The organism is uncultured Psychrobacter sp., from assembly GCF_947488565.1.
Lineage (GTDB): Bacteria > Pseudomonadota > Gammaproteobacteria > Pseudomonadales > Moraxellaceae > Psychrobacter > Psychrobacter saeujeotis.
Genome location: NZ_CANKZC010000001.1, coordinates 978,225 through 1,001,007 on the forward strand (window position 1 = coordinate 978,225; position 22,783 = coordinate 1,001,007).

Consider the following 22,783-nt stretch of genomic DNA (forward strand, 5'->3'; position numbering starts at 1 on the left):
ATAAATATCATAATGCGCTACTGGAACAAATTTTTCTTTGCTTGTTGTGCCTACGCAGACAGAGGCTACAAAAAATTTATTCCTATAGCACTGTATTTTTTTTATGGTGGATCGAGTATAGCTTATAGCAGACAGGTTATCGTGTTTGGTAAATCGTGTGGACGTAGTGTCTAATTCGGTTTTGTTTTGGCGTAAAAAAACCGCTCACAATTTTGTGGGCGGTTTTATTTTTAATGATATTATTTTGGCTTACTTATTTCGATATCAATCCTATTTCTCGTGCTTCTTTGAGCCAGCTTGGAAACTCTTCTAGCATGTTTTCATACAAAGTTTCTTCGCTGATATCATCCAAGTCATCGAGTTCAAAAAAGTCGCAATTATCAATCACGCGCCCTTCCATATCATCTAGTTTTTTGAGGATGCCATAACCACGACCACCCAAGCCCACAAACTGCCAAAATATCGGTAGTTTAGCGGCATCCGTCATGACTCTAGTGATACCGCGATTGTCATTCACCCCGCCATCACTGATAAATAGCACGTAGATAGGCACATCCAAGCCGTCCTTTTGATAAAACTCCGTCACCGCTTTCATGACTTCTGCTTCATTATTGATACGCGGGCCAAGTACCCATTTGCGCCAGCCGCCATGAGCGTTTTTAATAAAACCGTCGTAGTTATTCAGCCCAATCTCGCCCAAGTACTGCGGATCTCGAGCAAACGCCCAGCAGTCTAGCGCTTGGTCGTCATCGAAGTTCACTGCTAATGGCAATATGCGGTTGACCACCTCTTGCACACGGCCTTTTTTGTACTGCCTGTTCATTGAGCCTGAGGCGTCCAACACCAACGCTACCTTTGCGGTTAATTGCTGCAATTGGCGTTTTTCAAGCGATATGGTGGCTTTTTTGGCCAGATTGACCAGTTTTGGCGCTTTATCTAGCATGACTTTCTCGAGCGACGGTTTTGTTTGCACTGGTGTGGTGGTTACGTCTGCTGCTTGCGTAGTGTCCTCTTCTACATCGCCACCGAAATGCTGGACGATGGCGGCAAGTCCACCATTAAAGCCTTGCGCGACGTTAGATACTCGCCACACACCGCCTTTTCGATAAAGCTGCATCAACATACTGGCTTGCTGCTGAGCAAAGTCTGCTGCTTGATACTCTGCCTGCGCCTTTTGCACTTGTTGCCAAATGCCAATCTCTAACGATTGAATTTGATTGAGCGGCGTATCGGCTGATAATACAAAAAACAGACTATCTATATTATCCGCCAGTTTAGATAAATTAACCTCAAACTCGGCTTGTATTCCTTTACTCGCTGTTGGCTGCGACTCATAATGAGTGAGTTTGATTTGCCCGCACGGAGAGGTTGGCTGATTATAAAACACCATGTAATCATCATTGATCAGTTTGCCCGCTGCATCTAAGGCAAAGCAGCTGATGTCCATCTCTATCGGGCTTTGGCGAGTGAATTTGAGCGTGATGGGTGCGGTATCGTCAATAGCAAAGTTGCTTAGAGGCGCGCGTTGTCCGACGGTGAGGTGGTTCATGGTGTTCCTTACGTTAGCGTGTTGTTCTTTTAAAGATAATAGACTAATTACTGATATTAAAAAACCACTACAGCATGACGCGGTAACGGTTTTTTATTATATGAAATAAAAAATAGTAAAATTTAAACTATAAAGTACTACATAATCACTGAAAAAAATAAAGTCGTGAATGATATAAAAAACACAGAAAATACTTTTAATGATTCACATTTCTTCTCTCCCATAACCACTGCTAACCTACCATATATGACAACTATTGAAAATAATAACATTACAGCTAATAGATATTGGAAAATAGGGATAATGGAATAGAAAGTTCTTTCCAATATAATAGAATTAAATTTAGGATGGTAGTTAAAAGACTTCAATACAAGAGTAAAAAATGCACATACAAGAAACACTCCAGAAAAATGTTTAAAAAATATCCCCATTAAAGAATCGTTTTTTTCATAGAACTGCTTGCTTGCCACTTCCGTAAATTCTAAAAACTTACTAGACTTGATAAATAAATAAGAAATTATCATGAAAGAAATTAAATATATAAAATGTCCAATATAATACACATTAATAAATAGGCTATCAGGAATAATAAAGTACATCATAGTAAAACCCTGTATTTTTAGAACACTAGAAATAGATACATATTTTTTATATTATAATATAACTACATTTTATCATTAATCAGTTCGCCTGTACTATTTAAGCTAGTGCAAAATAGCTGATGTCCATCTCGATTGGACTTTGGCGAGTGAACTTGAGCGTGATCGGTGCGGTATCGTCAATAGCAAGATTGCTTAAAGGCACGCGTTGTCCGACGGTGAGGTGGTTCATGGTGTTCCTTACGTTCATACAGATAATTATAGTAATAATAGCGTATAAAAAAGAATTTTTACTAATTTACAAGCATAGGTCAAAGTGTTTAAATTTATAAACTCTTAAGCGGACAGTAGACTATTCAAATCAAAGTAATCTATTTCGTATTATAAAACGCTTCAAAAAAACCTTGTCTTTTATCTTCGTTAGACAAATTAAATACGCAAGAATGATTCTCTGAAGGTTCAACGACTTCGGAAAATAAACGACAATACAAGTTATCAGAGTTAATATTCACTATAACTCCCGTAAAATCAAGAGCAAAAACATCTTCTAAAATTTTATAGCTCTTATTAGGAAAGTTATCTTTATATATCTTATTATACTTAGGTTGAAAGTATTTAATCATTGCAGCCTCTACTATACTAACCTGAGTCTCTTTGGAAATATCACTTTCATATATACTATTGAACCTATCAATATTTAAATCCCTATTGTCTATCTCGATGTTTTCATTCATACCATTAACTTGAGAAATAAAATTATAATCATCAAAATTCATAGTAAGCACATATACTTCATAATCTGGATCGTCACAAGAAATATCAGCCAGTATTTTTTGTAGCGTAGAATGACTTTTTAGGCGACTAATAATATTTCTATTATTAGTTTCAGAATAAGATTTTCCTATATATAAAACTTCTAAATTCCTTAAATCATCATTATTGTTTTCATTACCGATAGCTATTGGAAGTACATTAATAGGAATATATCTTATCTTATCCCTATTGCTATTAAGCATATAAATATTTACATGAGGATATTCAGAGATTTCTATATACTTTGTATCTTCAGTAGGAGTAAATGGGATTTTAATACTATTACTATGTACAATACCTTTTTTTCTGTAAGAAATTTTTATATCCGATTTTTTTAAATCTTCTGAGCAATCTAGCTCATCAAACCAAATTTTTGGTAGTTTTGTTATTAAATATATATAATATTCATCAATCACTTCTTTGAAACCATTATTAGCTACATCTTTTTCAGATGCGATATTTTTAACTGGTATCATTGTCCATGCTCCAGATGAGAAACTTATCGCAAACTCTGAAGAATATTTCATTTTTCTATCATCCATTTTCTCATCCCTATTTTTTAAATTTTTTATAATACTATACAGATGTCAACTAAATTAGCAAAAGTTAATTTATACTAAAAAAAACGCCCCCATCATGGAGGCATTTTTTTCACTATCAGACTTGTTACCGCATTGATTTACAAAGCCTTAAGCTCTTCCATCTGCCCCGCCATAGTCTTAAGCTGCCCCTCTAACTCTTCAAGCTTAACCTTCTCAGCCTCGACCACTTCCACAGGCGCTTTACTCACAAAGCCTTCATTACCCAGCTTACGCGAGATACCGTCCGCTTGCTTTTGCAGCTTCTCGTAAGATTTATCAAGGCGTTTTAGCTCAGCGGTTGGATCAATCAGTCCTTTCATCGGCACAAGCACGCGCAGTTGCCCGACCATACTTGATGACGACAATGGCACCTCATCGCCTTCTTTGACGATCTCTAGGCTCTCGACTTTGGCAAGCGCTTTAAACTGGTTTTTGATACGGGCTAGACGCGCTTCTTCATCATGAGAGATATTTTGTAGTAGCACTGGCAGACGTACCGCGTTACCCAGTTTCATCTCACCACGGATGTTACGGACGCTCGCGATGAGCTCTTGTAGCCATGCCATATCAGACTCAACTTGCTTACTGATTTGTGCATTATCGGTTTGTGGGTAGTCAGCGATGACGATACTGTCGGTGTTTTTACGATTTAATAGTGGCGCGACGGTCTGCCAAATCTCTTCGGTCAGATACGGCATGATTGGATGGGTGAAGCGCAGCGCTGTCTCGAGCACATGCAAGAGTACGTAGCGGATTTGCGCTTTGCGTTCATCCGATACCGAGTCATCATTTAGGCTAGCTTTGGCAAGCTCCACGTACCAATCACAGTACTCGTTCCAGATAAACTCATAGATATCTTGGCTGACCATATCGAGACGATACTGAGCAAAATGCTGATGGATATCTTTGATGCTAGAGTTCAGGCGGCTCATGATCCATTTTTCTGGTAATTCCCAAACATCAGGGTTTGCCGTTTGGTCGATAGGCTTGGCACTGCCCTCGCTATCAACACAGTTCATCAGTACAAAACGGCTGGCGTTCCAGATCTTATTACAGAAGTTACGATAGCCCTCGACACGCTTTAGATCAAAGTTGATATCGCGACCAGTACTGGCCAAGGATGTGAAGGTAAAGCGCAGCGCATCGGTACCATAGGCTGGGATGCCTTCTGGGAACTCTTTACGCGTTTGCTTCTCAATCTTGGCCGCGTCTTTTGGGTTCATCATATTGCTGGTGCGTTTTTCGACCAGCGCTTCTAGATCAATACCGTCGATAAGGTCAATCGGATCTAAGACATTACCTTTTGATTTGGACATTTTTTGACCATTACCATCGCGCACCAGACCATGGACATAGACAGTCTTAAACGGTACTTGCGGCGTGCCGTCTTCGTTTTTGACAAAGTGCAAGGTCATCATGATCATGCGTGCGACCCAGAAGAAAATAATGTCAAAACCTGTCACGAGTACGCTAGTTGGATGGAAAGTCTCCAACACACGCGGATCGGCATTCGGGTCTGCCCAGTCCAGCGTACTAAAGGTCCATAACCCTGAGCTAAACCACGTATCAAGCACATCATCGTCTTGGCGCAGTTTCACATCATCGCTCAAGTTGTACTTAGTGCGCACCTCGCTTTCATCGCGCGCCACATAAATCTCACCTGTCGCATCGTCATACCATGCTGGGATACGATGACCCCACCAGAGCTGACGGCTGATGCACCAGTCTTGTAGATCCGTCATCCACGCCATATACATGTTTTTATACTGTGCAGGGACGAACTCAATGCTGCCATCTTCTACTGCGTCAATCGCAGGGCCAGCCAGCTTTTTAACCGCGACATACCACTGATCGGTCAACCACGGCTCAACGATGGTACCGCCGCGCTCAGCGCGCGGTGCTTTTAGTGCATAGTCTTCTACCTCTTCTAGCCAGCCTTGCTCGCCTGCTTGCGCCACAAGGAATTTACGCGCGGCAAAACGCTCAAGTCCTGCATAATCCTTTGGCGTGGTCTCTAATGTTGGCTCACGCGTCTGCAAATCAGGATAGACTTCCATTGCTGGCAAAATATTGGCACGCTCATCAAGGATATTAATCAGCGGCAAGCTATGACGGCGGCCTAGCTCATAATCGTTAAAGTCATGTGCTGGGGTAATTTTGACACAGCCTGTACCAAAGTCGCTCTCGACATAATCATCGGCGACGATAGGCACGACACGACCAGTAATTGGCAAAGTAATGGTTTTGCCAACTAAGTGCGCATAACGCTCATCACTAGGATTGACCGCGACAGCGGTATCACCAAGCAAAGTCTCAGGACGCGTGGTCGCGACCACCAGATAGTTTTTGCCATCTTGCGTGGTCAGCTCTGTATCCGTGAAATGATAGCGGAAATGCCACAAGCTGCCTTTTTCATCATGGTTTTCGACTTCTAGATCAGATAGCGCGGTTTGGAATTTCGGATCCCAGTTCACCAAACGCTTACCACGATAAATAAGACCATCATCGAACAGACGTACAAACACTTCTTTTACCGCATTGGACAGACCGTCATCCATAGTAAAGCGCTCGCGTGACCAATCAACTGAGCTGCCCAAACGGCGGATTTGGTTGGTGATATTGTCGCCAGACTCTTCTTTCCATTCCCACACTTTATCGACGAAGTCTGCACGCGTCATATCACGGCGTTTGAGTCCTTGCGCCTCCAAACGACGTTCAACGACCATTTGGGTGGCGATACCGGCATGATCCGTACCTGGTTGCCACAGCGTATTGTCACCATCCATGCGGTGGAAACGTGTGAGCGCATCCATAATCGCGTTATTAAACCCATGACCCATATGCAGCGAGCCTGTGACGTTTGGCGGTGGCAGCGCGATAGAGAACGACTCGTCTTTATCAAAAGTCGGCTGAAAATAGCCGCTGTTCTCCCAGCTTTGATACATACCCGCTTCGACATCCTTGGGATTGTAGGCGTTTTCTAGTTGGCTTAAGGCGGCTTGAATAGATTGGGTCAGGTTGGTATTAGTATTGGTGTGATTCTCAGGATTGCTCATAATAGGATTGTCTTTTATTAAAAATGAATGTGGCCAAAAAATATGTCGAAAAATAGGCGAAATAAGTAATAGAGTGATTTTAACGCAGATGGCAAGATTTTGTTAGATGATGAGCAAATTTATCAGGTTTGAGTGAGCGTATTAAACCATTAACAACAGCAATCAGCGCAATGCTAAATATGATAGGCTATAGTCATACCATAGAATATAACGCATCTTATATATCAGACGTTGCCTTCTACTAGTCCATGCAGCGAAATCATTATCCCATAATCAGCGAGTTTACTGTGCCCCAAGATACCGAGCGTAAAGACGATTCTCAGACTGACCCATCAAACGATACGCATTTAGCCGATAACAATGCCGATGATACCAATGATACAGATGAGCAAAATAACAGTGATATTGAGGACAGTCAGCATCAAAAAAATGAGCAACAAGACAGCGAAACAAAAGCCACTGAAAACCTTAAGGATGAAGACTTCCCTGAACAAATCAGTGATGAAGACAAAGAAACCATCAAAAAAGTCGCCAGCGATGACAATTTAAGCCAAGCAAAGAGCTACGCCAGTATTTTGGTTGAGCAGGTCATCCATGCCAAAGAAACGTTTGATCGCTCTTTAGGTTCTTTATTTACCAGTGCTTTTACTGCTGGGCTTGAGATCGGCATTAGCTTTTTTATAATTTTAGCAGCTTTTTCACTGCTTAGCGGGGTGATGCCCAATCAATATGCAATGGTGCTATCTTCATTGCTATATCCGATAGGTTTTATCATCGTTGTGATTGGTCAGTCGTTGTTGTTCACTGAGCAAACCTCACTGCTTAGCTTACCTGTGTTAAATAAGATAGAGCCATTACACAAGTTGCTGCGTCTGTGGGGTATTGTTATCACTGGCAATATCGTTGGCGGCTGTATATTTGCCGCCTTGATGATAGGACTCGGCTTGAATATGCATCTGTTTAGTGTCAGTGATATCGATGCTTATGCAGCGCATGTACTAGGGTTTAAATGGTGGGTTATCTTTGGTAGCGCTGTATTGGCAGGCTGGATGATGGGCGTTGCAGCATGGCTTGTCACCTCAGCGCGCGATACGATCAGTCGCATTGTACTGGTCACTCTCATCACTGGTAGTATTGGCTTTTTGGGCCTGCATCATAGTATCGTTGGTAATATTGAAGTGTTTGCCGCTCTTATGTACGGCACAACTGTGAGTATCTTAGGTTACTTGTTGTTTTTGGCTATGGTACTGGCAGGGAATACCGTTGGAGGCGTGGTGTTTGTGGCAGTACTAAAAAATCGTACGTTCTTATTTGAAGTTGAAAGAGTAAAACAAGAGGCAAGGAATGATAGAAAAAACAGGTTAGCTCGAATGGGGATACGCCGTCGTTAACGTGTTTTGGCATCGTCAGTGCTAATGACCGCGGTGCCATAGGCGATCGCTTCAACCATACTACCCAGCTGGTTAATATTACTGACCTCCAAGCGCAGGCCATAGATGTGATTGTAGCCTTTGGCTTGTGCTTGCGTACGCATACGTACTAAAGCCTCACGGCGAGAGCGGTCTAATAATGTCTCATAAGTGGTGAGATTTTTACCAAACAAACTTAAAACCCGCGCGATGACCATTTTAAAATAATCTTGTGCAATAACGACACTACCGAGCACCAGCTCCCCTTCACTATTGGCTGTCAGATTGGGGCGATAAAAACGCTCACTAGAGACAATGATATGAGCCAGCTGTTTTTCTGCTATTGTCAACTGCGCTAAATGCTGACGTTCATGACGCATGCCAAAAAACCACCCGACCACAAATAACAAAACAAATGGCCCATAGTTAATGAGTATTTGAGTCATAGAATCATTCATGGCACGTCTCTTATCTTAAAAGCAAAGGCGAAGTTGCAAGAGTTTTGCAGTTGGTTCACTATCATTAACCAAAAGGATTAAAACGTGGTAACTCATCAGTTGGGGTTTGCGCGGTGCTTGATGATTCGTTGGACTGATAATCGTTAGAAGGATAATGCGGTGGTTGAGACGACATATTCGGTTGCATACGTATCGCTTTGACAGCTGTACCATAGACAAACAACTCTGAGGCTCCTTGTGCAATACTCGATGTCGAAAAACGTAAACCGACGATCGCATCCGCGCCTAAGGCTTCTGCCTTGACTACCATACGATCAATCGCTTCTTGACGTGACTCTTCTAGCAGCTCAGTATAAGCTGTCAGCTCGCCGCCAACGATATTTTTAAATCCAGCAAACAAGTCTTTGCCGACATGTTTTGAGCGTACCGTACTACCATAAACGACATCTAAGCGTTCAGTGATTTGATAATTGGGTAAGTGCTCAAGATTGGAGAGTTGCATAGCCATGGTATTACCTTAGCAGTGACTTATAAAATTAATCATTAGTATGGAACAATAAAAACAACTCGGTTAAGTTACCTTCAATACTGTTTACCATCTGTATTATTTTGTCTTGGTCAGCGCGCATGTCGGCAAGCTCGGGATCTTCATCATCGATACCGCTTAGCACGATCATAGGTAGGGTTAATACGGCAACATCCTCAGCTGTATCTTCATCTTCAAACCAATTACTGGCTTCATCACCATACATGGCATCTACAAACCCAATCGACCATGCCACGATATCTGACTCATCTGAAAAGTCGACGGCGACTTCCTCATTGCCCGCATCTTCACCAAAAGGCAGCTCGATAGGTGTCTCGTTTTTTAGCTCAGCCATGATAGAGTCGCGCCAGCGACGTATACCATCGACGACGTTATCTGGCACTTCACTGACGTGTCCTTCAAACAACGCATCTATCCAGTTTGGTAGTGGACGTCCTATTACGGTAGCAGTCAAGAAACCATGAGTGGCGACACTGTCGAGCACAAACTGGCTTTCTTGGTTGTCTAAAAAGTCTAACAGCTCATCAAAGCTTAATTGATTACTCATGGAATACTTATCCTTGAATCGGTCATTGAAGTGACAACGCACATAAAAAATTGAATTATCTCTAATGAGGGATAATCGACCTGACGATTGATCAGCACACTACTTGCAAAAGACTGTGCTACTAAAGACCCTATTGGCTTTTATGAATAACAGTCATAACAGTCAGTAAAATAGGTTCAGCTTAACACGGTTAGCTGTCGATAAATTGTTACGCTTACTATGTAGCCTCGTTAATGATTTTTGCTTTCTGCTTATTGATTGATCTATAGTCCAAGGTCTAAAAATGCTTAAAGGTCATCATCATCCCAATCATCATCAAAGTCATCGTCGTCATCATCACCTAGATCATCTAGCTCGTCTTTTAGTGCTTTGGCCAGACGCTTTTCTTCTAATAAATTATCAATCAAACGACGTTTTTCAAGGCTACTTAGACGAGTGCGAACACTGGTCTCTGCTTCTTCGACCATCTTTGCATCATCGTCATCGGCAAATTCGCCATCAAAATCATCATCGATATCAGTATCACTCATGACAAACTCCTATTATTTGGGCAATAAATTCAAAACACATCGATATACTTATGCCTTATAAAGTTTCGCTCGCCTCTTGTCAATCCTTTTTACGCCTATTGCTGATTATAAAGGAACATCTTTGATTACGAGTTGGTTTAATTTATCTTTTATTGATAAACAGTAGTCTATTAAAAGCTAATTGGTAACGCTTTGCTCTTCTTCTTCGACACCTGACATTAACACTGCATTACGGACAGTCGCCAACCGTTGTATCATGGCATCATTACCACCATCAAAGACCGCACATTCACGCTCATATACCGTTGTTGGACGCTTTAAGCTTTGTACCTGAACATGACTACCGATTTGTTTGAGTCCAGCATTGGGTAATAGAATCAGCATTTGTTCCTTTCTACCAACGCTATTGAGTAGCTGTCTCATTGCTTGTGCTTGGTCTTCGTCACTGACACCCACTTTAGCTGGCAACGCAAATCTTGACAGCTCAATATGCTTTTCATGAATGATTTTATTGAGCATTAAATACAGCTTCCCTAGCATAACGCCAGCTAGAGCAGCTTTTGCATGACTGTTATCAGCTTTAAGTATTGCACATGCTCCACTTTCATCAAAATGTGGCTCATTCACCGCACTGACGCCAAGCAGTAGTGGCTGCTTGAGTAGCTCTGTCATTGCTTGATTTAATAACTGCGTGCATAATGCCAAATAAGGCATTCTCATCTCAGGAGCAAGGCGCTCTAGCATATTGTATTCATCGTGAAACATAATCTGCACACTGACTGTATCAAAAGTGCGTGTCGCAGACAGCTTTGATGAGCTGCTGGTAAATTTATGAGTGTGACTACTGTCGACGCCTGCGCTAGTCTGCATATCATCTGTATGCTGAACTGTGCTGTCAGCGTTGTTTGACTGTCCGCCTTGCGCGGCGTCAGTTGATGTATTCGAGCTTGTTTGCTGATCAGCGGTATTGGCTTGCTGCGACTTTAGATACGCGTTGAGCTCATTATGGATGCCAGCGGTGTTCACTTTGCCAGTTTTACCCATCTCATGATTACTTGTATCAGCAGTATGATGAATCTCATCGCCCATGGCATCTCTTTTTTCAGCATAATTTTCATTAGGCGCACGCCCATAGCTCAATTGACCAGATTGAATATATTGTTCGCGGTGCAAATCTTGAATATCTCGGCTCAATGCATTGATTTGCTCTTTGGTTGGACGAGCCACATAACCATACAGCAGCCACAAGAAAAGATGCAATACCAGCGAGCCGATGACAAATGGCCATTGCATCGCGATAATCTCACCCTTACTGATGTCTTTTAGGGTCAACGCGACACTACCAATAACGGCATCACCTTTGGTTGCCATCTGGCTGATGGTATCGCCTTGCTGCATCGGAGCATTGCCGACTGGCACTAAAATCTCATCATTGCTGTCTTTAATAACGATGCGCGCCACGTCCTGCTCGCTAGTATAGCGATTGGCGATGACACTTAAGCTTACGCGGTCTTCGTTTTCTAAAGACAAACGCGCCTCATCGATCAGCTGGGCGACCATTTGCTCACCCTTTTGCTCACGACTGGTCGTCAGCTGCTGATCGGTGCTGATGACCAGCAGTAAAGTCTGCAAACAAAAACTGACTAGAATGATAATGGCAAACAACCCTTGCCGCGGCGCTAAATACGTCATGATATGTTAAACTTTTTTGAATGGAAGAAGTTAAAAAAACGAGACTGTTGCTCATTTTTTGGAAAAGTATGCTACTAATCATTTTAACTCAAACGAGTCTTATTTAATCGCACTACCGACTATCATACAAGCAGTCGACCAACTGGTATTGTCTATAATATCACCATAATGGTCATCATAGGTTTATCTATCAGTATACATTTAATCATTTATGACATTCGGTCAATATACTCAAGATAATGGCATTATTATTCAACTGTTATACTTTGTGCGTCATGTATAGGCGATACACGGTAAAACTGTTATTATTCCTAATCTTAACTGCGCACACAAGGGACAATTGAGACATGCCAAAAAATACGCCTTACTCGTTACCAAAAGACAGCAAAGCATGGCAACAAGCTGTAGATTCTGTCGCGTCACTATTGCCTGACGATACCAATCTGCTAGACTTCGATACGCTCCAATCTCTCCCTGTATTTGCCCTTATTGTCGTACTGCCTGCACATATACACGCACTTGATATTCATCAATATGTACAGTCTTGGGTCGATGAGCAGCCAAGCTGGCATTTGGTAACAGTGGCAGAAGATACGGAGGCAAGCTTTGTAGATATTACTATTTCTAAAGCTGCTGCTGACACTGATTCTGTCTTTGGCATCGACGATGATACCAAACAGCCGTTTGTTCCCGCTCAAGTATTTCGTTATTTATTGGTTCCTGTCACTGATACGCTCATGCATCCTGGCAAAAAAACAGCCGCCGCTCACATCATTGATGATCAGCTGACGACTCGTTTGCGTCACGACTTGGCAGAGAACTATCTAGCAAAAGAGGATAGTGGTGTCCAAAATCTGGGCATTGACAGCATGAATGTAGTCGACTGCCACATCTTATCTATTGGTCATATGCTACGTACGCATAAGCTTATCTGCTTTGATATGGACTCAACCTTGATCGAACAAGAAGTCATTGTTGAGCTGGCAAAGACTGCTGGTATTGGTGAGCAAGTAGAAACCATCACAGAAGCCGCTATGCGTGGTGAAATTGATTTTGATGAATCCTTTGTGCAGCGCGTCTCATTACTAGAAGGCATCTCTACTACAGTATTGGATGATATTTGTGCGCGGCTGACTTTATCGACAGGTGCTCGTACCACTATCAGTGCTTTTAAAGCACTGGGCTACCACACGGTACTGCTCTCTGGTGGTTTTACTTATTTTGCCCGTTATGTCGCTGAACAATTAGGGATTGACGAAGTCCATGCCAATAACTTAGATATTGAAGAAGGCGAAGTGACGGGGCATGTGCAGATGCCTATCATCAATGGTGCCAAAAAAGCGTCTATTGTTGCGCATATTGCTGAGCGTATGGGCATAGAGATGTCACAAGTGGTCTGCGTTGGTGATGGCGCAAACGACTTACCCATGATGGCCAATGCCGATTTGGGTGTTGCTTATCATGCAAAACCTATTGTCCAAGCCCGTGCTGATGCAGCGGTAAACGTCACAGGTCTTGAAGGCGTACTCTATGCACTTGGGTATCCTGCACTCCTCTCAAACTAGTAGCCGATCAACACTTATTTTTATTTTTAGAAAGGAATGTCCATGACGGCATCACAAACTCCGCGGCCAGACACGCCGTCATCAAGCGCGAAGACTGATGCAGCGCCATCATCAGATCTGTCAGTCACCTCATCTGCCAACCTATCCGGTGCAGACAATCCAAAGCAGTTGGCGGCGGTCTACATTAAAGGTATGGCAATGGGCGCAGCTGATATCGTACCTGGTGTATCGGGCGGTACTATCGCTCTGATTGCAGGTATCTATGAGCGCCTAATTAATGCGCTGGGTAGTATTGGCCCAAGCCTTTGGCAAGTATTTCGTCAGCATGGCGGTATCAAAGGTTTACTTGCCGTCTGGCGACAAGTCGATGCGACATTTTTGCTATTTTTGCTATTAGGTATTGCCACAAGCTTTGCCACTTTAGCAGGTCTAATCAAGCATTTACTGGACAATCAGCCTCTGCTTATCTGGTCGTTCTTCTTTGGTTTAGTAATTGCGACCGTCGTTATTTTATTGAGTGAAATAAAACGGTGGAATGCGGCACGGGCGGGGTTATTTGTCATTGGTATTGTGACAGCGGTTGTGATCAGTAACTTACCCCTGCTCGCTACGGCACCAAGCTTACCGTATCTATTCCTTGCAGGTGCAATTGCCATTTGTGCGATGATACTTCCTGGTATTTCAGGGTCATTTATCTTGTTGCTGATGGGCGCTTACGATACGGTATTGGAAGCCGTCCATACGTTTAATCTGACGGTTATTATCACCTTAATGGCAGGAATGGCCACTGGGCTACTCATCTTCACGCGTGTGCTTAAATGGTTATTGTCGCGATATTATCAAGGAACATTAGCCCTGCTTACCGGCTTTATTGCTGGTTCACTGGTCAAGGTGTGGCCATGGAAAGTAGATGCTTTAGGTACTTTAAATAATGAGGCGATCAATAACGTTGCCCCGTGGCAATATCCTGCGGGCGCACACTGGCTGACGACATTAGGACTGATGTTACTTGGGGCAATATTGGTATCAGCACTGTCGTGGTGGGGCAATCGTACCAAGCGCGTACAACCGATTAAGCAATAATCCCAACCATTTAATATGGCTTGATTTTTTATAATACTTTACTGTAAGCGCCTAATCATAAGGCGCTTACTTTTTATATTAAACCTTCTTAGTCTATAAAACAGCCACCATAAATCAGACGACAACCGTTGTCGTAAAGTCGCCTCTACCCCATTCAGCTTTTTACGGTAAACCAGCATAATAGTCTTATTGAAATTCACCTTATGAATAGCGAGATGAATGATGTTTTTGACTATATTTTCGGTTGCTGGTATAGATACGTTAGACGGTAGTGCGCTACTTGGCTATGGTCTATTGGCAAGCTTTATTATAGCGATTGCTTTAACTTCGCAGCGTTGGCTATTATGGTATGTGCTCGGTGGTATGATATATTGGCTAAGTGTTGAGATGTTACATAGCGCGTTGATGAGTGGTTTTGGCTTATCTGATTGGCATAGTTATGTTGCAGCATTTGGTATCAGTTGGCTGCCACTAGCTGGTTGGGTGTTATATCGCGCGCTACGTTATGATGATGTGAGCCGTACCGTGCAGCAAGAGCGTGAACGAGCTGCTGCACGCTACGTTGAACATACGCCGATCTATGATGATCACTATCAGCCGCGTTTTTAGTAGTGCCTTTTGAGATATATGACTTATTTTAATCATTGCGCCCAATATAGGCGCATTTTTTAGCGCGACTGTTTTTAATATAAGCAACTTTGTCTGTCAATATGGTATGTACCAACTTGTTCATTAATAAAGTTACTTTTGATTCAAGGTATTGTTACACGATATCTAATGCCTTCTACGCAACTACTAAAGTATTAAGGGTAGAAGATAGTTTATACTCTACCTACAAATTGTAGTACAAACCAATATAAAGCTACTTTATAAAGTTACTTTTATTGTAATCCTACATTTTTTACACTTATTGTTATACTTATTTTAGGAGACTGACTATGTTTACTATTCCTGTATTAGATATCAAATCTGACCCTTTAGACGTGATGTTGGCTGTGGTTGGCTATCGCTTGTCTATGCTTGCTGACAGTGATGATGAAGATATCAAAAAGCTTTTGGCTGACCGTAAAGTTACCATCGAAATCGCTAGTGTGGAAGCAAACGTTGCGCGTCATTTTGACTTTGATAATGGGACGTTTAGTCAGCGTAGTGGTCATGCTGACGCGCCAGATTTGACGATTAACTTTAAAGACTCAATGACCGGGGTTAAGCTGTTATCTAAAGGCAATCTGCCCGCCTTTATGACAGCAGTTCAAGAAGGTAATTTAAGTATAGAAGGTGATTACAGCTTAATGATGTGGTTCAATAAGCTTGCCAAACATATCGTACCTACTATTCCAGAAGACTATAAACCTTACATTCAAAAAGCAAAACCTTATGCTTATAAAGCGCAGCAATTTGCCAATCATTGGATTGGTGTCGCTAAGCACAAAGTCGGTAAATAATACATGGTACCGTTAAAAAGACAGTCTGTATTTACAAGGTTACGGCCATTAGCCTGTCTTTAAGCGCTATCTGTTAATGTTGTTAATAGCGTTCTGATTTTATGAAAAGGTTGCGGTATACTACGGTTATCGCAACCTTTTTTATTGTCTTATTATCAGATGACTATTCTAGCTTATCTGATTTTGTCTCATCTTATCTTGAAAGGACTTAACCCATGGCAGGACTGCTTTCTATCCAAGAACCTAACCATCAAACCAATAATAATACTAACATTGACTCGCATTCCACATCCAGCTTACTGTCGGCGGACAGCGCAACCACAGCAACAAATACCTCGGCAGTCAAATACAGTCGTGAACACATTGCGCAGCTGTTTGATCTACCCCTGATGGATCTATTATTACAAGCACAAACCATCCACCGTCAAAACTTCGAGGCCAATGAAGTACAAATTAGCACCTTATTATCAATCAAAACAGGCAACTGTCCTGAAGATTGTGGCTATTGTTCGCAGTCAGGTCACCATCGTGATAAAACCAAACTTCAAGCAGAAAAACGCTTAGAAGTTGATAAGGTGATTGCAGCGGCCAAACGCGCTAAAGCCAGTGGCTCATCGCGGTTCTGTATGGGCGCTGCATGGAAGCATCCGAGTGTCAAAGACATGCCTTATGTGGTCGAGTTGGTCAAAGAAGTCAAAAGCTTGGGCCTTGAGACTTGTATGACGCTTGGTATGCTAAACCCTGATCAGGCGACACGATTGGCTGAGGCAGGATTGGATTATTATAATCACAATTTAGACACCTCGCGCCGTTACTACGAAGAAGTGGTCAGTACGCGTAGCTATGATGAGCGGCTCGATACACTAACGCACGTACGCGACTCGGGTATCAATGTCTGTAGCGGCAATATTGTGGGTATGGGTGAGAGCCGTGATGACCGCATAGACTGGGTACATGAGTTACTTAAAATGCCCAAAGCACCCGAATCTATTCCTGTTAACTTGCTCGTCCCGATCGCAGGCACTCCAATCGGTGATAAAGTATTGGCAGAGGGTGAGCTATCGGTGCTGGAATGGATTCGCACGATTGCGGTAACACGTATCTGCTGTCCGAGCAGCTATGTACGTCTATCTGCTGGACGCGAAAGCCTATCCGATGCTGAGCAGGCTTTGGCCTTTATGGCAGGTGCCAACTCATTCTTTTATGGTGATAAGCTATTAACGACAGGCAATGCTAGCCAGTCTAATGATAATAGGCTTATGCGAGAGCTTGGCTTGACTGCACAAATTGCAGCACCAAGAGCGCCCAAGCAAGTGCCTGTTATGGATGCGATGAGTGGGCATCAATCGCAAGTGGTACTGGCAGAATAGCAATTGTCTTTACGATGTGCTGCTACCATTACCCATTAATCTGCGTTAAGCTTGCCCGCGTTTATATATGACGTATAAAAGTATTGACGAGAGAACAAGAGAAAAACTATGCCAGATTATTTTAATTGGATTAAAGCGGCACATATTATTGCAATGGTCTGCTGGTTTGCAGCGATTTTTTATCTGCCAAGGCTTTTTGTCTATCATGCCATGAGTGATGATTTAATCAGTCAAGAGCGTTTTATTGTGATGGAGCGTAAGCTATATCGCGGTATCATGACCCCATCAATGATAGCGACGTGGATTTTGGGTCTATGGATGGTAGCGCTTGGCTGGGAAGTATATAAAACCCAAGGCTGGCTACATGTGAAGATTTTTTTGGTGATTTTATTGTCAGCCTACCACGGCGCATGTGGTTTTTATCGAAAAAAACTGATTGGTAACCCCCACTACAAAACCCATAAATTTTGGCGCTGGTTTAACGAGATACCAGTCTTTGCCTTGGTCATCATCGTCATCTTAGTGGTCGTCAAACCGTTCTAGGCTTATTTATAAATTTTAGTCAAATGAACAGCACTTTTTATTAAATACTAAAAAACGTCCGTAACCTCTATCAGTCACGGGCGTTTTTTAATATTTGAAAGATATAGTGTTTGAAAGTTATTGCATGTACTACTTAGATAGTTGGGCTACTTAGATAATTGGGCGCATGATTTGATATACATTGCTCAAATCATAAACACGGTAGCGCGCAGGCTCGCGGCGATTTTCCCCAGCATAACTGAGTATCAGCGCTTGCTTGGCCGCTTCATCGACCCAGCCGACAAACAGCCCGCTATGTTCGACCCCGTTGTAGCCATGATTGATATAATAAAGCCAATCACCAATCTCAATCTCATTACTATTGGCATAAGGGCCTTGTCCATAAGCGCCTTTATGTACCGTGTCACGGGTGACCCCTGCTCGCTTAAATACCTCATTTAGATAATCCCAGCAGCCGCCTTGAATAATAGCACGCTCGTTCAGTGCCATCTTGCGTGCCGTACTAATCACCTCTCGTGCAGCCGTACTGCTCTGATTTTCAGCACTGCTCAATAGGGGCAAATATTCACTGTCAATATTATCGTAATTGCCTGATAAAAATGCAGGCAAGACAGCCGGCGCTTGCCGCTGAATTTTCGGATAGCGATAAAATGACTTTGATTCGGATGTATTTTGCGGCAGCTGATTGTAGGCATGCGTATTGGGTGTCAGCTGAGCATTAAAGCGACTCGTGTTGTTAACGGTTGAATAGTTGGTACGGGTACGCTGGATGGTCGAGCGTGTATTTATTTTAGCACGCGGTACTGCCAGATTAGGTTGAGCTGTCTTTTGTGCGATAAGATCGCTCATACTATCGGCATACACGTAACTTGTACTACTCAACAGTAACAACAATGCGCTAATAGAGGTTCTTTTTATGAAAAAAGGCCCTACAGGAAACTTTTTAACCGTGCTGGCTTGAGTAGACGACACTTGATACCACGATGCTTTATACAATGACATTTTATCTTTATATGAATTTGTTTTATCTGAGGTAATAACCGACGATAGCAGCATGACCAGCTCCTTTTAAGACAGCAATAGTGTTGATGAATATTCGACACGCCTTAGTTTTTAGTTATAAACCATTTAGGTAAGAGGCTGCAAGCTTTATTCAACACTTTTAAATGATAAAAGGTACAAAAAGCAAGATAAAAGGTAGGTTAACAATGGTCTGTAAAAAAACAATAAAGAAAAAGCCACCTATTTACAGATGGCTTTTTTGTTTAAAAATCGCTGACTAAAAATCGATTGATAAAAGACTCAATCCTCGTTCATTTTAATATTAACATGACGCTTATTGAGGGCTTGTCCTTCTAATATCGCTTTGGTTGCTTGCGCCTCTTGGACAGTATCAAAGCCACTGATATGGTATTTACGTACGTTATCTGTATCGACAATTTGGAGCTGCTCGCCAAACAAGGTAACTTTATCACCGTCGCTGAGCGTAATATGATCACGTCGACCATTACTGTCGTGTACTAGCTCGCCTACACGTACCCATAAGACACCGCTACTGATATCGCCGCTCATAGATTTTTTACGCTGTTGGCGCTGTCGATTAAAGATAAAACTGCCTATAATCAAAAAAGCCAGTGCGCCAATTGCTAGGCGCTCTGGCAGTAGACTCATCGCTAAGGCCACTGCCACAGCACCAACCAGCAATGCTGAGCCGAACCAAAACAGCCCGTTGTCCTTTGATGGAGGCTGATTCTGTAAGGTAATTTTGGCACCATCATCGGTTAGCTTTAACATGCATTATTACCTATCGATTGCTACCCATTGACGAATAAACACATCAGTTATTTATATATTGAGTTGAACAGCTGCTTATAATTTATATTAGATAGTTCTTATAAAAAATCTACCAGCCAAGGGCGGTTTGTTGCATTTTGATAAGCTCAGCGATTCCTTTTTCAGCAAGGATTAACATATCATCAGCTTGGGCACGGGTAAACGGCTTTTCTTCAGCAGTACCTTGCAGCTCAATAAACTCACCCTTTTGCGTCATAACGACGTTTAGATCCGTATCACAGCTGGCATCTTCTTCATAATTTAAGTCTAGATAAGCTTTACCATCTTTCATACCGACAGAGATCGCAGCGACCAGACCAATCAGGGGATCAGCTTTTAGTTTTTTGGTTTTTTGAATGCTCTCAAGCGCATCAATCAAAGCAATAGCAGCACCAGTCACACTAGCGGTACGTGTACCCCCATCTGCCTGCAATACATCACAATCAAGATAAATGGTGTTTTCGCCAAGCTTACTAAGATCAATCATGGCACGTAGGCTACGACCGATGAGACGCTGAATCTCTTGAGTACGACCAGACTGCTTACCGCGGGCGGCTTCACGCTGATTGCGAGTGTTGGTTGCGCGCGGTAACATGCCGTATTCAGCGGTAATCCAACCTTTGCCTTTGCCTTTTAACCAGCGTGGAACCCCTGATTCGACGCTTGCCGTACACAACACTTTGGTATCGCCAAAACTAACCAACACTGACCCTTCAGCATGTTTGGTATAGTGGCGCTCAAAGCTGATCGAGCGAAGTTGGTCAAGCTCACGGTTATCAATACGCATAAAATTCCCTAAGACGATGTTATAAAAGCAGTGGTATAAAATAAGTATAACGGTCTGCCAATGGCTTTTTGAACCGTTAATTATACTAAAAAAGTCATTAAAAAGTGTTTAAGTATCAGACATGATAAACACTAGCAGACCCAAAACCTGAGATATCCTAACGTGGCAGCCACGCAATAGCAATATAAGTACTTGTTATTACGTGGTGATTTTGACAAAAAACACAATGAGAGTAAAGCAAGCATTTTCTACAACGCTCACTGGCGCTCTATTCTAGTCCTTCCATTTTACGTAACTCTTTACGCAAAATTTTACCAACGTTTGATTTTGGCAGCTCATCGACGAACTGGATATGACGCGGACGCTTGTAGCCAGTTAACTGCTTTTTACCAAAATCGAGCAGCTCTTCTTCAGTGACATCGCCTTTTTTGACCACAAACAATTTGGGGTCTTCACCGCGCTCATCACTCGGTATGCCAATGGCGCCGCACTCTACGATGCCTGAATGCTCACTCATGGCCTCTTCAATCTCATTTGGATAGACATTGAAGCCTGAGACGATGATCATGTCTTTTTTGCGATCGACAATCTTGATAAAGCCTTTTTCGTCCATGATACCGATATCACCTGTTTTTAGGTAACCGGTTTTTGTGAAGGTGTTAGCTGTTTCATCAGGACGATTTTGGTAGCCGATCATCACCTGTGGCCCCTTGACACAAATCTCACCGCGCTCACCAATAGCGACTTCGTTTTCTTCTTCATCAATTAATACAATATCAGTACTAGATGCTGGGATACCAATCTTACCTGTAAACTCTGCAATGGTCATCGGGTTAAAAGCGACCACGGGTGAGGTTTCCGATAAACCGTAACCTTCTACAATAGGCAGGCCTGTGATTTTATGCCACTCTTTTGCCACGCTTGGCAATACTGACATACCGCCGCCAATAGCTGCTTTAAGATTGGAAAAATCCAATTTGGCAAAGCTGTCTTTATGCACCAAGCCATTAAACAAGGTATTTACAGCAGGAATAAATGATGGTTTATATTTATCCATCTCTTTGATCAGACCATCTAAATCGCGCGGATTCGGTATTAATAGACCTGTAAAACCTTGATACATGCCATACATGCCGCAGACCATAAATGAGAACACATGATACAACGGTAAAGCGGTCAAGATCACATCGTCGCTATTGATGTCATCTTCAAAAGCACTATTGATAAGGACGCTAATCTGTAGCATGTTGGCAACTAAGTTGCCATGTGACAGCATAGCACCCTTCGCCACACCTGTCGTACCGCCAGTATATTGTAACAACGCCACATCATCCAATGATAAGTCGGGACGCTTATATTTGCTGGCAGATACCGCTCCTAGCGCTTGTTTAAAGCTTGTGCTATTAGGCAAATTATACGCTGGAATCATCTTTTTGATATGGCGTGCGACTAAATTGACCACCCTCCCTTTGACTGAGCCCAGCATGTCCCCAATCTTACAGACAATCACATGCTCTACTTGGCCTTTGTCTTCAGCGTCTTGATAAGTTTTGGCAAAATTCTCAACGATGAATAATGCTTTGGCCCCGCTATCATGTAGCTGATGTGATAGCTCTCGACTGGTATATAGTGGATTGACATTGACCAATACCATACCGGCACGAATGATACCGAGCATAACAATCGGATACTGCAAAATGTTTGGCATCATGACGCCAACTTTATCGCCTTTATCCAATCCCAATGATTGTAAGTAGCTTGCGATTTGGCGGCTATACAGGTCCAACTGTTTGAAGGTAATGGATGCGCCCATACAGAGGTAAGCAGTTTTTTGTCCATAACGACGAAAGTTACGTTCAAATACTTCAAGCAAAGAGGTCTCATCATCAGGCATATCGATAGTTGCATCGATACCATAACGCTCATAAGCGTCAAGCCATGGTCTATCACTTGGAATGGTTGGCATCGTAGGAAACGCTGTCATATCCGACATCATTTGTTCGTTTTTATGCGCATGGTCATTACCATCAGTGACAGACGCTTGGTCTGGCGCGTTTTTATTAGTACCGCTGTTGTTGGTATGGTCAGTCATAACTTTTCCTAAGTACTACAATTAAAAACGTAGAATAATATAATAATGATAAAAGTATTGGGTTTATAAATCATTATTTGTGAACACAAAGTCACTAAAAACCAGACAATAATAACCAATGTCCGCCTGATTGTATGCGTCCGTACTATAACAGTTTTGCAAAAAACTCTCTATAATTGTATGTAGAGGCAGCCTATATCCCCTCATTAGAATATTTATCATTATAGTGGCTTATAAACAATAGTGCCTCATACTGCGCTTATTATGGTTCATACTGCCAATAA

General features: G+C 42.4%; 20 protein-coding genes. 7 read left to right on the plus strand and 13 right to left on the minus strand.

Going from position 1 to position 22,783, the window contains the following annotated elements:
- Positions 1-253 precede the first annotated feature (253 nt).
- From Q0890_RS03995 to Q0890_RS04010, 4 genes are all read right to left on the minus strand, one after another.
- Positions 254-1,549 (minus strand): VWA domain-containing protein, encoded by a 1,296-nt coding sequence (locus tag Q0890_RS03995; RefSeq protein ID WP_299217855.1) that lies wholly within the window; start codon positions 1,547-1,549, stop codon positions 254-256.
- A gap of 699 nt (positions 1,550-2,248) precedes the next feature.
- Entirely contained in the window at positions 2,249-2,380 is a 132-nt protein-coding gene (locus Q0890_RS04000; RefSeq protein WP_299217857.1) for a hypothetical protein, read from the minus strand.
- A 139-nt stretch (positions 2,381-2,519) separates the two neighbouring features.
- Positions 2,520-3,503 carry a hypothetical protein gene (locus tag Q0890_RS04005; protein ID WP_299217859.1) on the minus strand — a complete coding sequence of 328 codons (984 nt, stop codon included), beginning with the start codon at positions 3,501-3,503 and terminating at the stop codon, positions 2,520-2,522.
- Positions 3,504-3,640: 137 nt separating this feature from the next.
- Entirely contained in the window at positions 3,641-6,598 is a 2,958-nt protein-coding gene (locus Q0890_RS04010; RefSeq protein WP_299217861.1) for a valine--tRNA ligase, read from the minus strand.
- 287 nt (positions 6,599-6,885) lie between these two features.
- Between Q0890_RS04010 and Q0890_RS04015 the strand changes: the two genes are divergently transcribed.
- Entirely contained in the window at positions 6,886-7,989 is a 1,104-nt protein-coding gene (locus Q0890_RS04015) for a formate/nitrite transporter family protein (protein WP_299217862.1), read from the plus strand.
- Here Q0890_RS04015 and Q0890_RS04020 read toward each other — a convergent pair.
- The 5 genes from Q0890_RS04020 to Q0890_RS04040 all read right to left on the minus strand — a co-directional run bounded on the left by Q0890_RS04020 (position 7,986) and on the right by Q0890_RS04040 (position 11,781).
- Positions 7,986-8,465, minus strand: coding sequence for a YbjQ family protein (locus tag Q0890_RS04020; protein ID WP_299217864.1), 480 nt, complete (start codon positions 8,463-8,465; stop codon positions 7,986-7,988). The genes Q0890_RS04015 and Q0890_RS04020 overlap by 4 nt on opposite strands.
- Before the next feature lie 64 nt (positions 8,466-8,529).
- Positions 8,530-8,967, minus strand: a complete 438-nt coding sequence (locus Q0890_RS04025; protein WP_345832190.1) for a YbjQ family protein — start codon at positions 8,965-8,967, stop codon at positions 8,530-8,532.
- Between the two features lie 34 nt (positions 8,968-9,001).
- Positions 9,002-9,559, minus strand: coding sequence for a UPF0149 family protein (locus tag Q0890_RS04030; protein WP_299217867.1), 558 nt, complete (start codon positions 9,557-9,559; stop codon positions 9,002-9,004).
- A 287-nt stretch (positions 9,560-9,846) separates the two neighbouring features.
- Entirely contained in the window at positions 9,847-10,089 is a 243-nt protein-coding gene (locus Q0890_RS04035; protein ID WP_299217869.1) for a PA3496 family putative envelope integrity protein, read from the minus strand.
- A gap of 177 nt (positions 10,090-10,266) precedes the next feature.
- Positions 10,267-11,781 carry a hypothetical protein gene (locus tag Q0890_RS04040; protein ID WP_299217870.1) on the minus strand — a complete coding sequence of 505 codons (1,515 nt, stop codon included), beginning with the start codon at positions 11,779-11,781 and terminating at the stop codon, positions 10,267-10,269.
- A 347-nt stretch (positions 11,782-12,128) separates the two neighbouring features.
- Between Q0890_RS04040 and serB the strand changes: the two genes are divergently transcribed.
- The 6 genes from serB (at position 12,129) to hemJ (ending at position 17,787) form a co-directional block, all read left to right on the plus strand.
- Complete coding sequence (gene serB, locus Q0890_RS04045; RefSeq protein ID WP_299217871.1) at positions 12,129-13,346, plus strand: phosphoserine phosphatase SerB; 1,218 nt, start codon at positions 12,129-12,131, stop codon at positions 13,344-13,346.
- Between the two features lie 42 nt (positions 13,347-13,388).
- Positions 13,389-14,429, plus strand: coding sequence for a DUF368 domain-containing protein (locus Q0890_RS04050; protein WP_299217872.1), 1,041 nt, complete (start codon positions 13,389-13,391; stop codon positions 14,427-14,429).
- A 219-nt stretch (positions 14,430-14,648) separates the two neighbouring features.
- Positions 14,649-15,038, plus strand: coding sequence for an AciT family ciprofloxacin tolerance protein (aciT, locus tag Q0890_RS04055; RefSeq protein WP_299217874.1), 390 nt, complete (start codon positions 14,649-14,651; stop codon positions 15,036-15,038).
- Between the two features lie 329 nt (positions 15,039-15,367).
- Positions 15,368-15,874 (plus strand): SCP2 sterol-binding domain-containing protein, encoded by a 507-nt coding sequence (locus Q0890_RS04060; RefSeq protein ID WP_299217876.1) that lies wholly within the window; start codon positions 15,368-15,370, stop codon positions 15,872-15,874.
- A gap of 215 nt (positions 15,875-16,089) precedes the next feature.
- On the plus strand, positions 16,090-17,244 hold the full coding sequence (bioB, locus tag Q0890_RS04065) for a biotin synthase BioB (protein WP_299217878.1): 1,155 nt from the start codon (positions 16,090-16,092) through the stop codon (positions 17,242-17,244).
- A 108-nt stretch (positions 17,245-17,352) separates the two neighbouring features.
- Complete coding sequence (gene hemJ, locus Q0890_RS04070; protein ID WP_299217880.1) at positions 17,353-17,787, plus strand: protoporphyrinogen oxidase HemJ; 435 nt, start codon at positions 17,353-17,355, stop codon at positions 17,785-17,787.
- A 150-nt stretch (positions 17,788-17,937) separates the two neighbouring features.
- Here the strand turns inward: hemJ and Q0890_RS04075 are convergent, their stop codons facing one another.
- From Q0890_RS04075 to Q0890_RS04090, 4 genes are all read right to left on the minus strand, one after another.
- A complete protein-coding gene (locus Q0890_RS04075) occupies positions 17,938-18,843 on the minus strand; it encodes a hypothetical protein (RefSeq protein WP_299217882.1) in 906 nt (301 codons plus the stop codon).
- 246 nt (positions 18,844-19,089) lie between these two features.
- Complete coding sequence (locus Q0890_RS04080) at positions 19,090-19,581, minus strand: hypothetical protein (protein WP_299217884.1); 492 nt, start codon at positions 19,579-19,581, stop codon at positions 19,090-19,092.
- A 109-nt stretch (positions 19,582-19,690) separates the two neighbouring features.
- Positions 19,691-20,407: a ribonuclease PH gene (rph, locus tag Q0890_RS04085; protein ID WP_299217885.1), complete on the minus strand. Its 717-nt coding sequence runs from the start codon at positions 20,405-20,407 to the stop codon at positions 19,691-19,693.
- A gap of 268 nt (positions 20,408-20,675) precedes the next feature.
- Positions 20,676-22,400 (minus strand): AMP-binding protein, encoded by a 1,725-nt coding sequence (locus Q0890_RS04090; protein ID WP_299218015.1) that lies wholly within the window; start codon positions 22,398-22,400, stop codon positions 20,676-20,678.
- Positions 22,401-22,783: the final 383 nt, after the last annotated feature.

Excerpts from the sequence above, each read along its gene's own strand:
- aciT (WP_299217874.1), top strand. The coding sequence starts at position 14,649 with ATGATGTTTTTGACTATATTTTCGGTTGCTGGTATAGATACGTTAGAC.
- bioB (WP_299217878.1), top strand. The coding sequence starts at position 16,090 with ATGGCAGGACTGCTTTCTATCCAAGAACCTAACCATCAAACCAATAAT.
- Q0890_RS04030 (WP_299217867.1), bottom strand. The coding sequence starts at position 9,559 with ATGAGTAATCAATTAAGCTTTGATGAGCTGTTAGACTTTTTAGACAAC.
- Q0890_RS04005 (WP_299217859.1), bottom strand. The coding sequence starts at position 3,503 with ATGGATGATAGAAAAATGAAATATTCTTCAGAGTTTGCGATAAGTTTC.
- Q0890_RS04080 (WP_299217884.1), bottom strand. The coding sequence starts at position 19,581 with ATGTTAAAGCTAACCGATGATGGTGCCAAAATTACCTTACAGAATCAG.
- Q0890_RS04025 (WP_345832190.1), bottom strand. The coding sequence starts at position 8,967 with ATGCAACTCTCCAATCTTGAGCACTTACCCAATTATCAAATCACTGAA.
- Q0890_RS04075 (WP_299217882.1), bottom strand. The coding sequence starts at position 18,843 with ATGCTGCTATCGTCGGTTATTACCTCAGATAAAACAAATTCATATAAA.
- Q0890_RS04000 (WP_299217857.1), bottom strand. The coding sequence starts at position 2,380 with ATGAACCACCTCACCGTCGGACAACGCGTGCCTTTAAGCAATCTTGCT.
- Q0890_RS04090 (WP_299218015.1), bottom strand. The coding sequence starts at position 22,400 with ATGTCGGATATGACAGCGTTTCCTACGATGCCAACCATTCCAAGTGAT.
- serB (WP_299217871.1), top strand. The coding sequence starts at position 12,129 with ATGCCAAAAAATACGCCTTACTCGTTACCAAAAGACAGCAAAGCATGG.
- Q0890_RS04060 (WP_299217876.1), top strand. The coding sequence starts at position 15,368 with ATGTTTACTATTCCTGTATTAGATATCAAATCTGACCCTTTAGACGTG.
- Q0890_RS03995 (WP_299217855.1), bottom strand. The coding sequence starts at position 1,549 with ATGAACCACCTCACCGTCGGACAACGCGCGCCTCTAAGCAACTTTGCT.
- Q0890_RS04020 (WP_299217864.1), bottom strand. The coding sequence starts at position 8,465 with ATGAATGATTCTATGACTCAAATACTCATTAACTATGGGCCATTTGTT.
- rph (WP_299217885.1), bottom strand. The coding sequence starts at position 20,407 with ATGCGTATTGATAACCGTGAGCTTGACCAACTTCGCTCGATCAGCTTT.
- hemJ (WP_299217880.1), top strand. The coding sequence starts at position 17,353 with ATGCCAGATTATTTTAATTGGATTAAAGCGGCACATATTATTGCAATG.
- Q0890_RS04010 (WP_299217861.1), bottom strand. The coding sequence starts at position 6,598 with ATGAGCAATCCTGAGAATCACACCAATACTAATACCAACCTGACCCAA.
- Q0890_RS04050 (WP_299217872.1), top strand. The coding sequence starts at position 13,389 with ATGACGGCATCACAAACTCCGCGGCCAGACACGCCGTCATCAAGCGCG.
- Q0890_RS04035 (WP_299217869.1), bottom strand. The coding sequence starts at position 10,089 with ATGAGTGATACTGATATCGATGATGATTTTGATGGCGAATTTGCCGAT.
- Q0890_RS04040 (WP_299217870.1), bottom strand. The coding sequence starts at position 11,781 with ATGACGTATTTAGCGCCGCGGCAAGGGTTGTTTGCCATTATCATTCTA.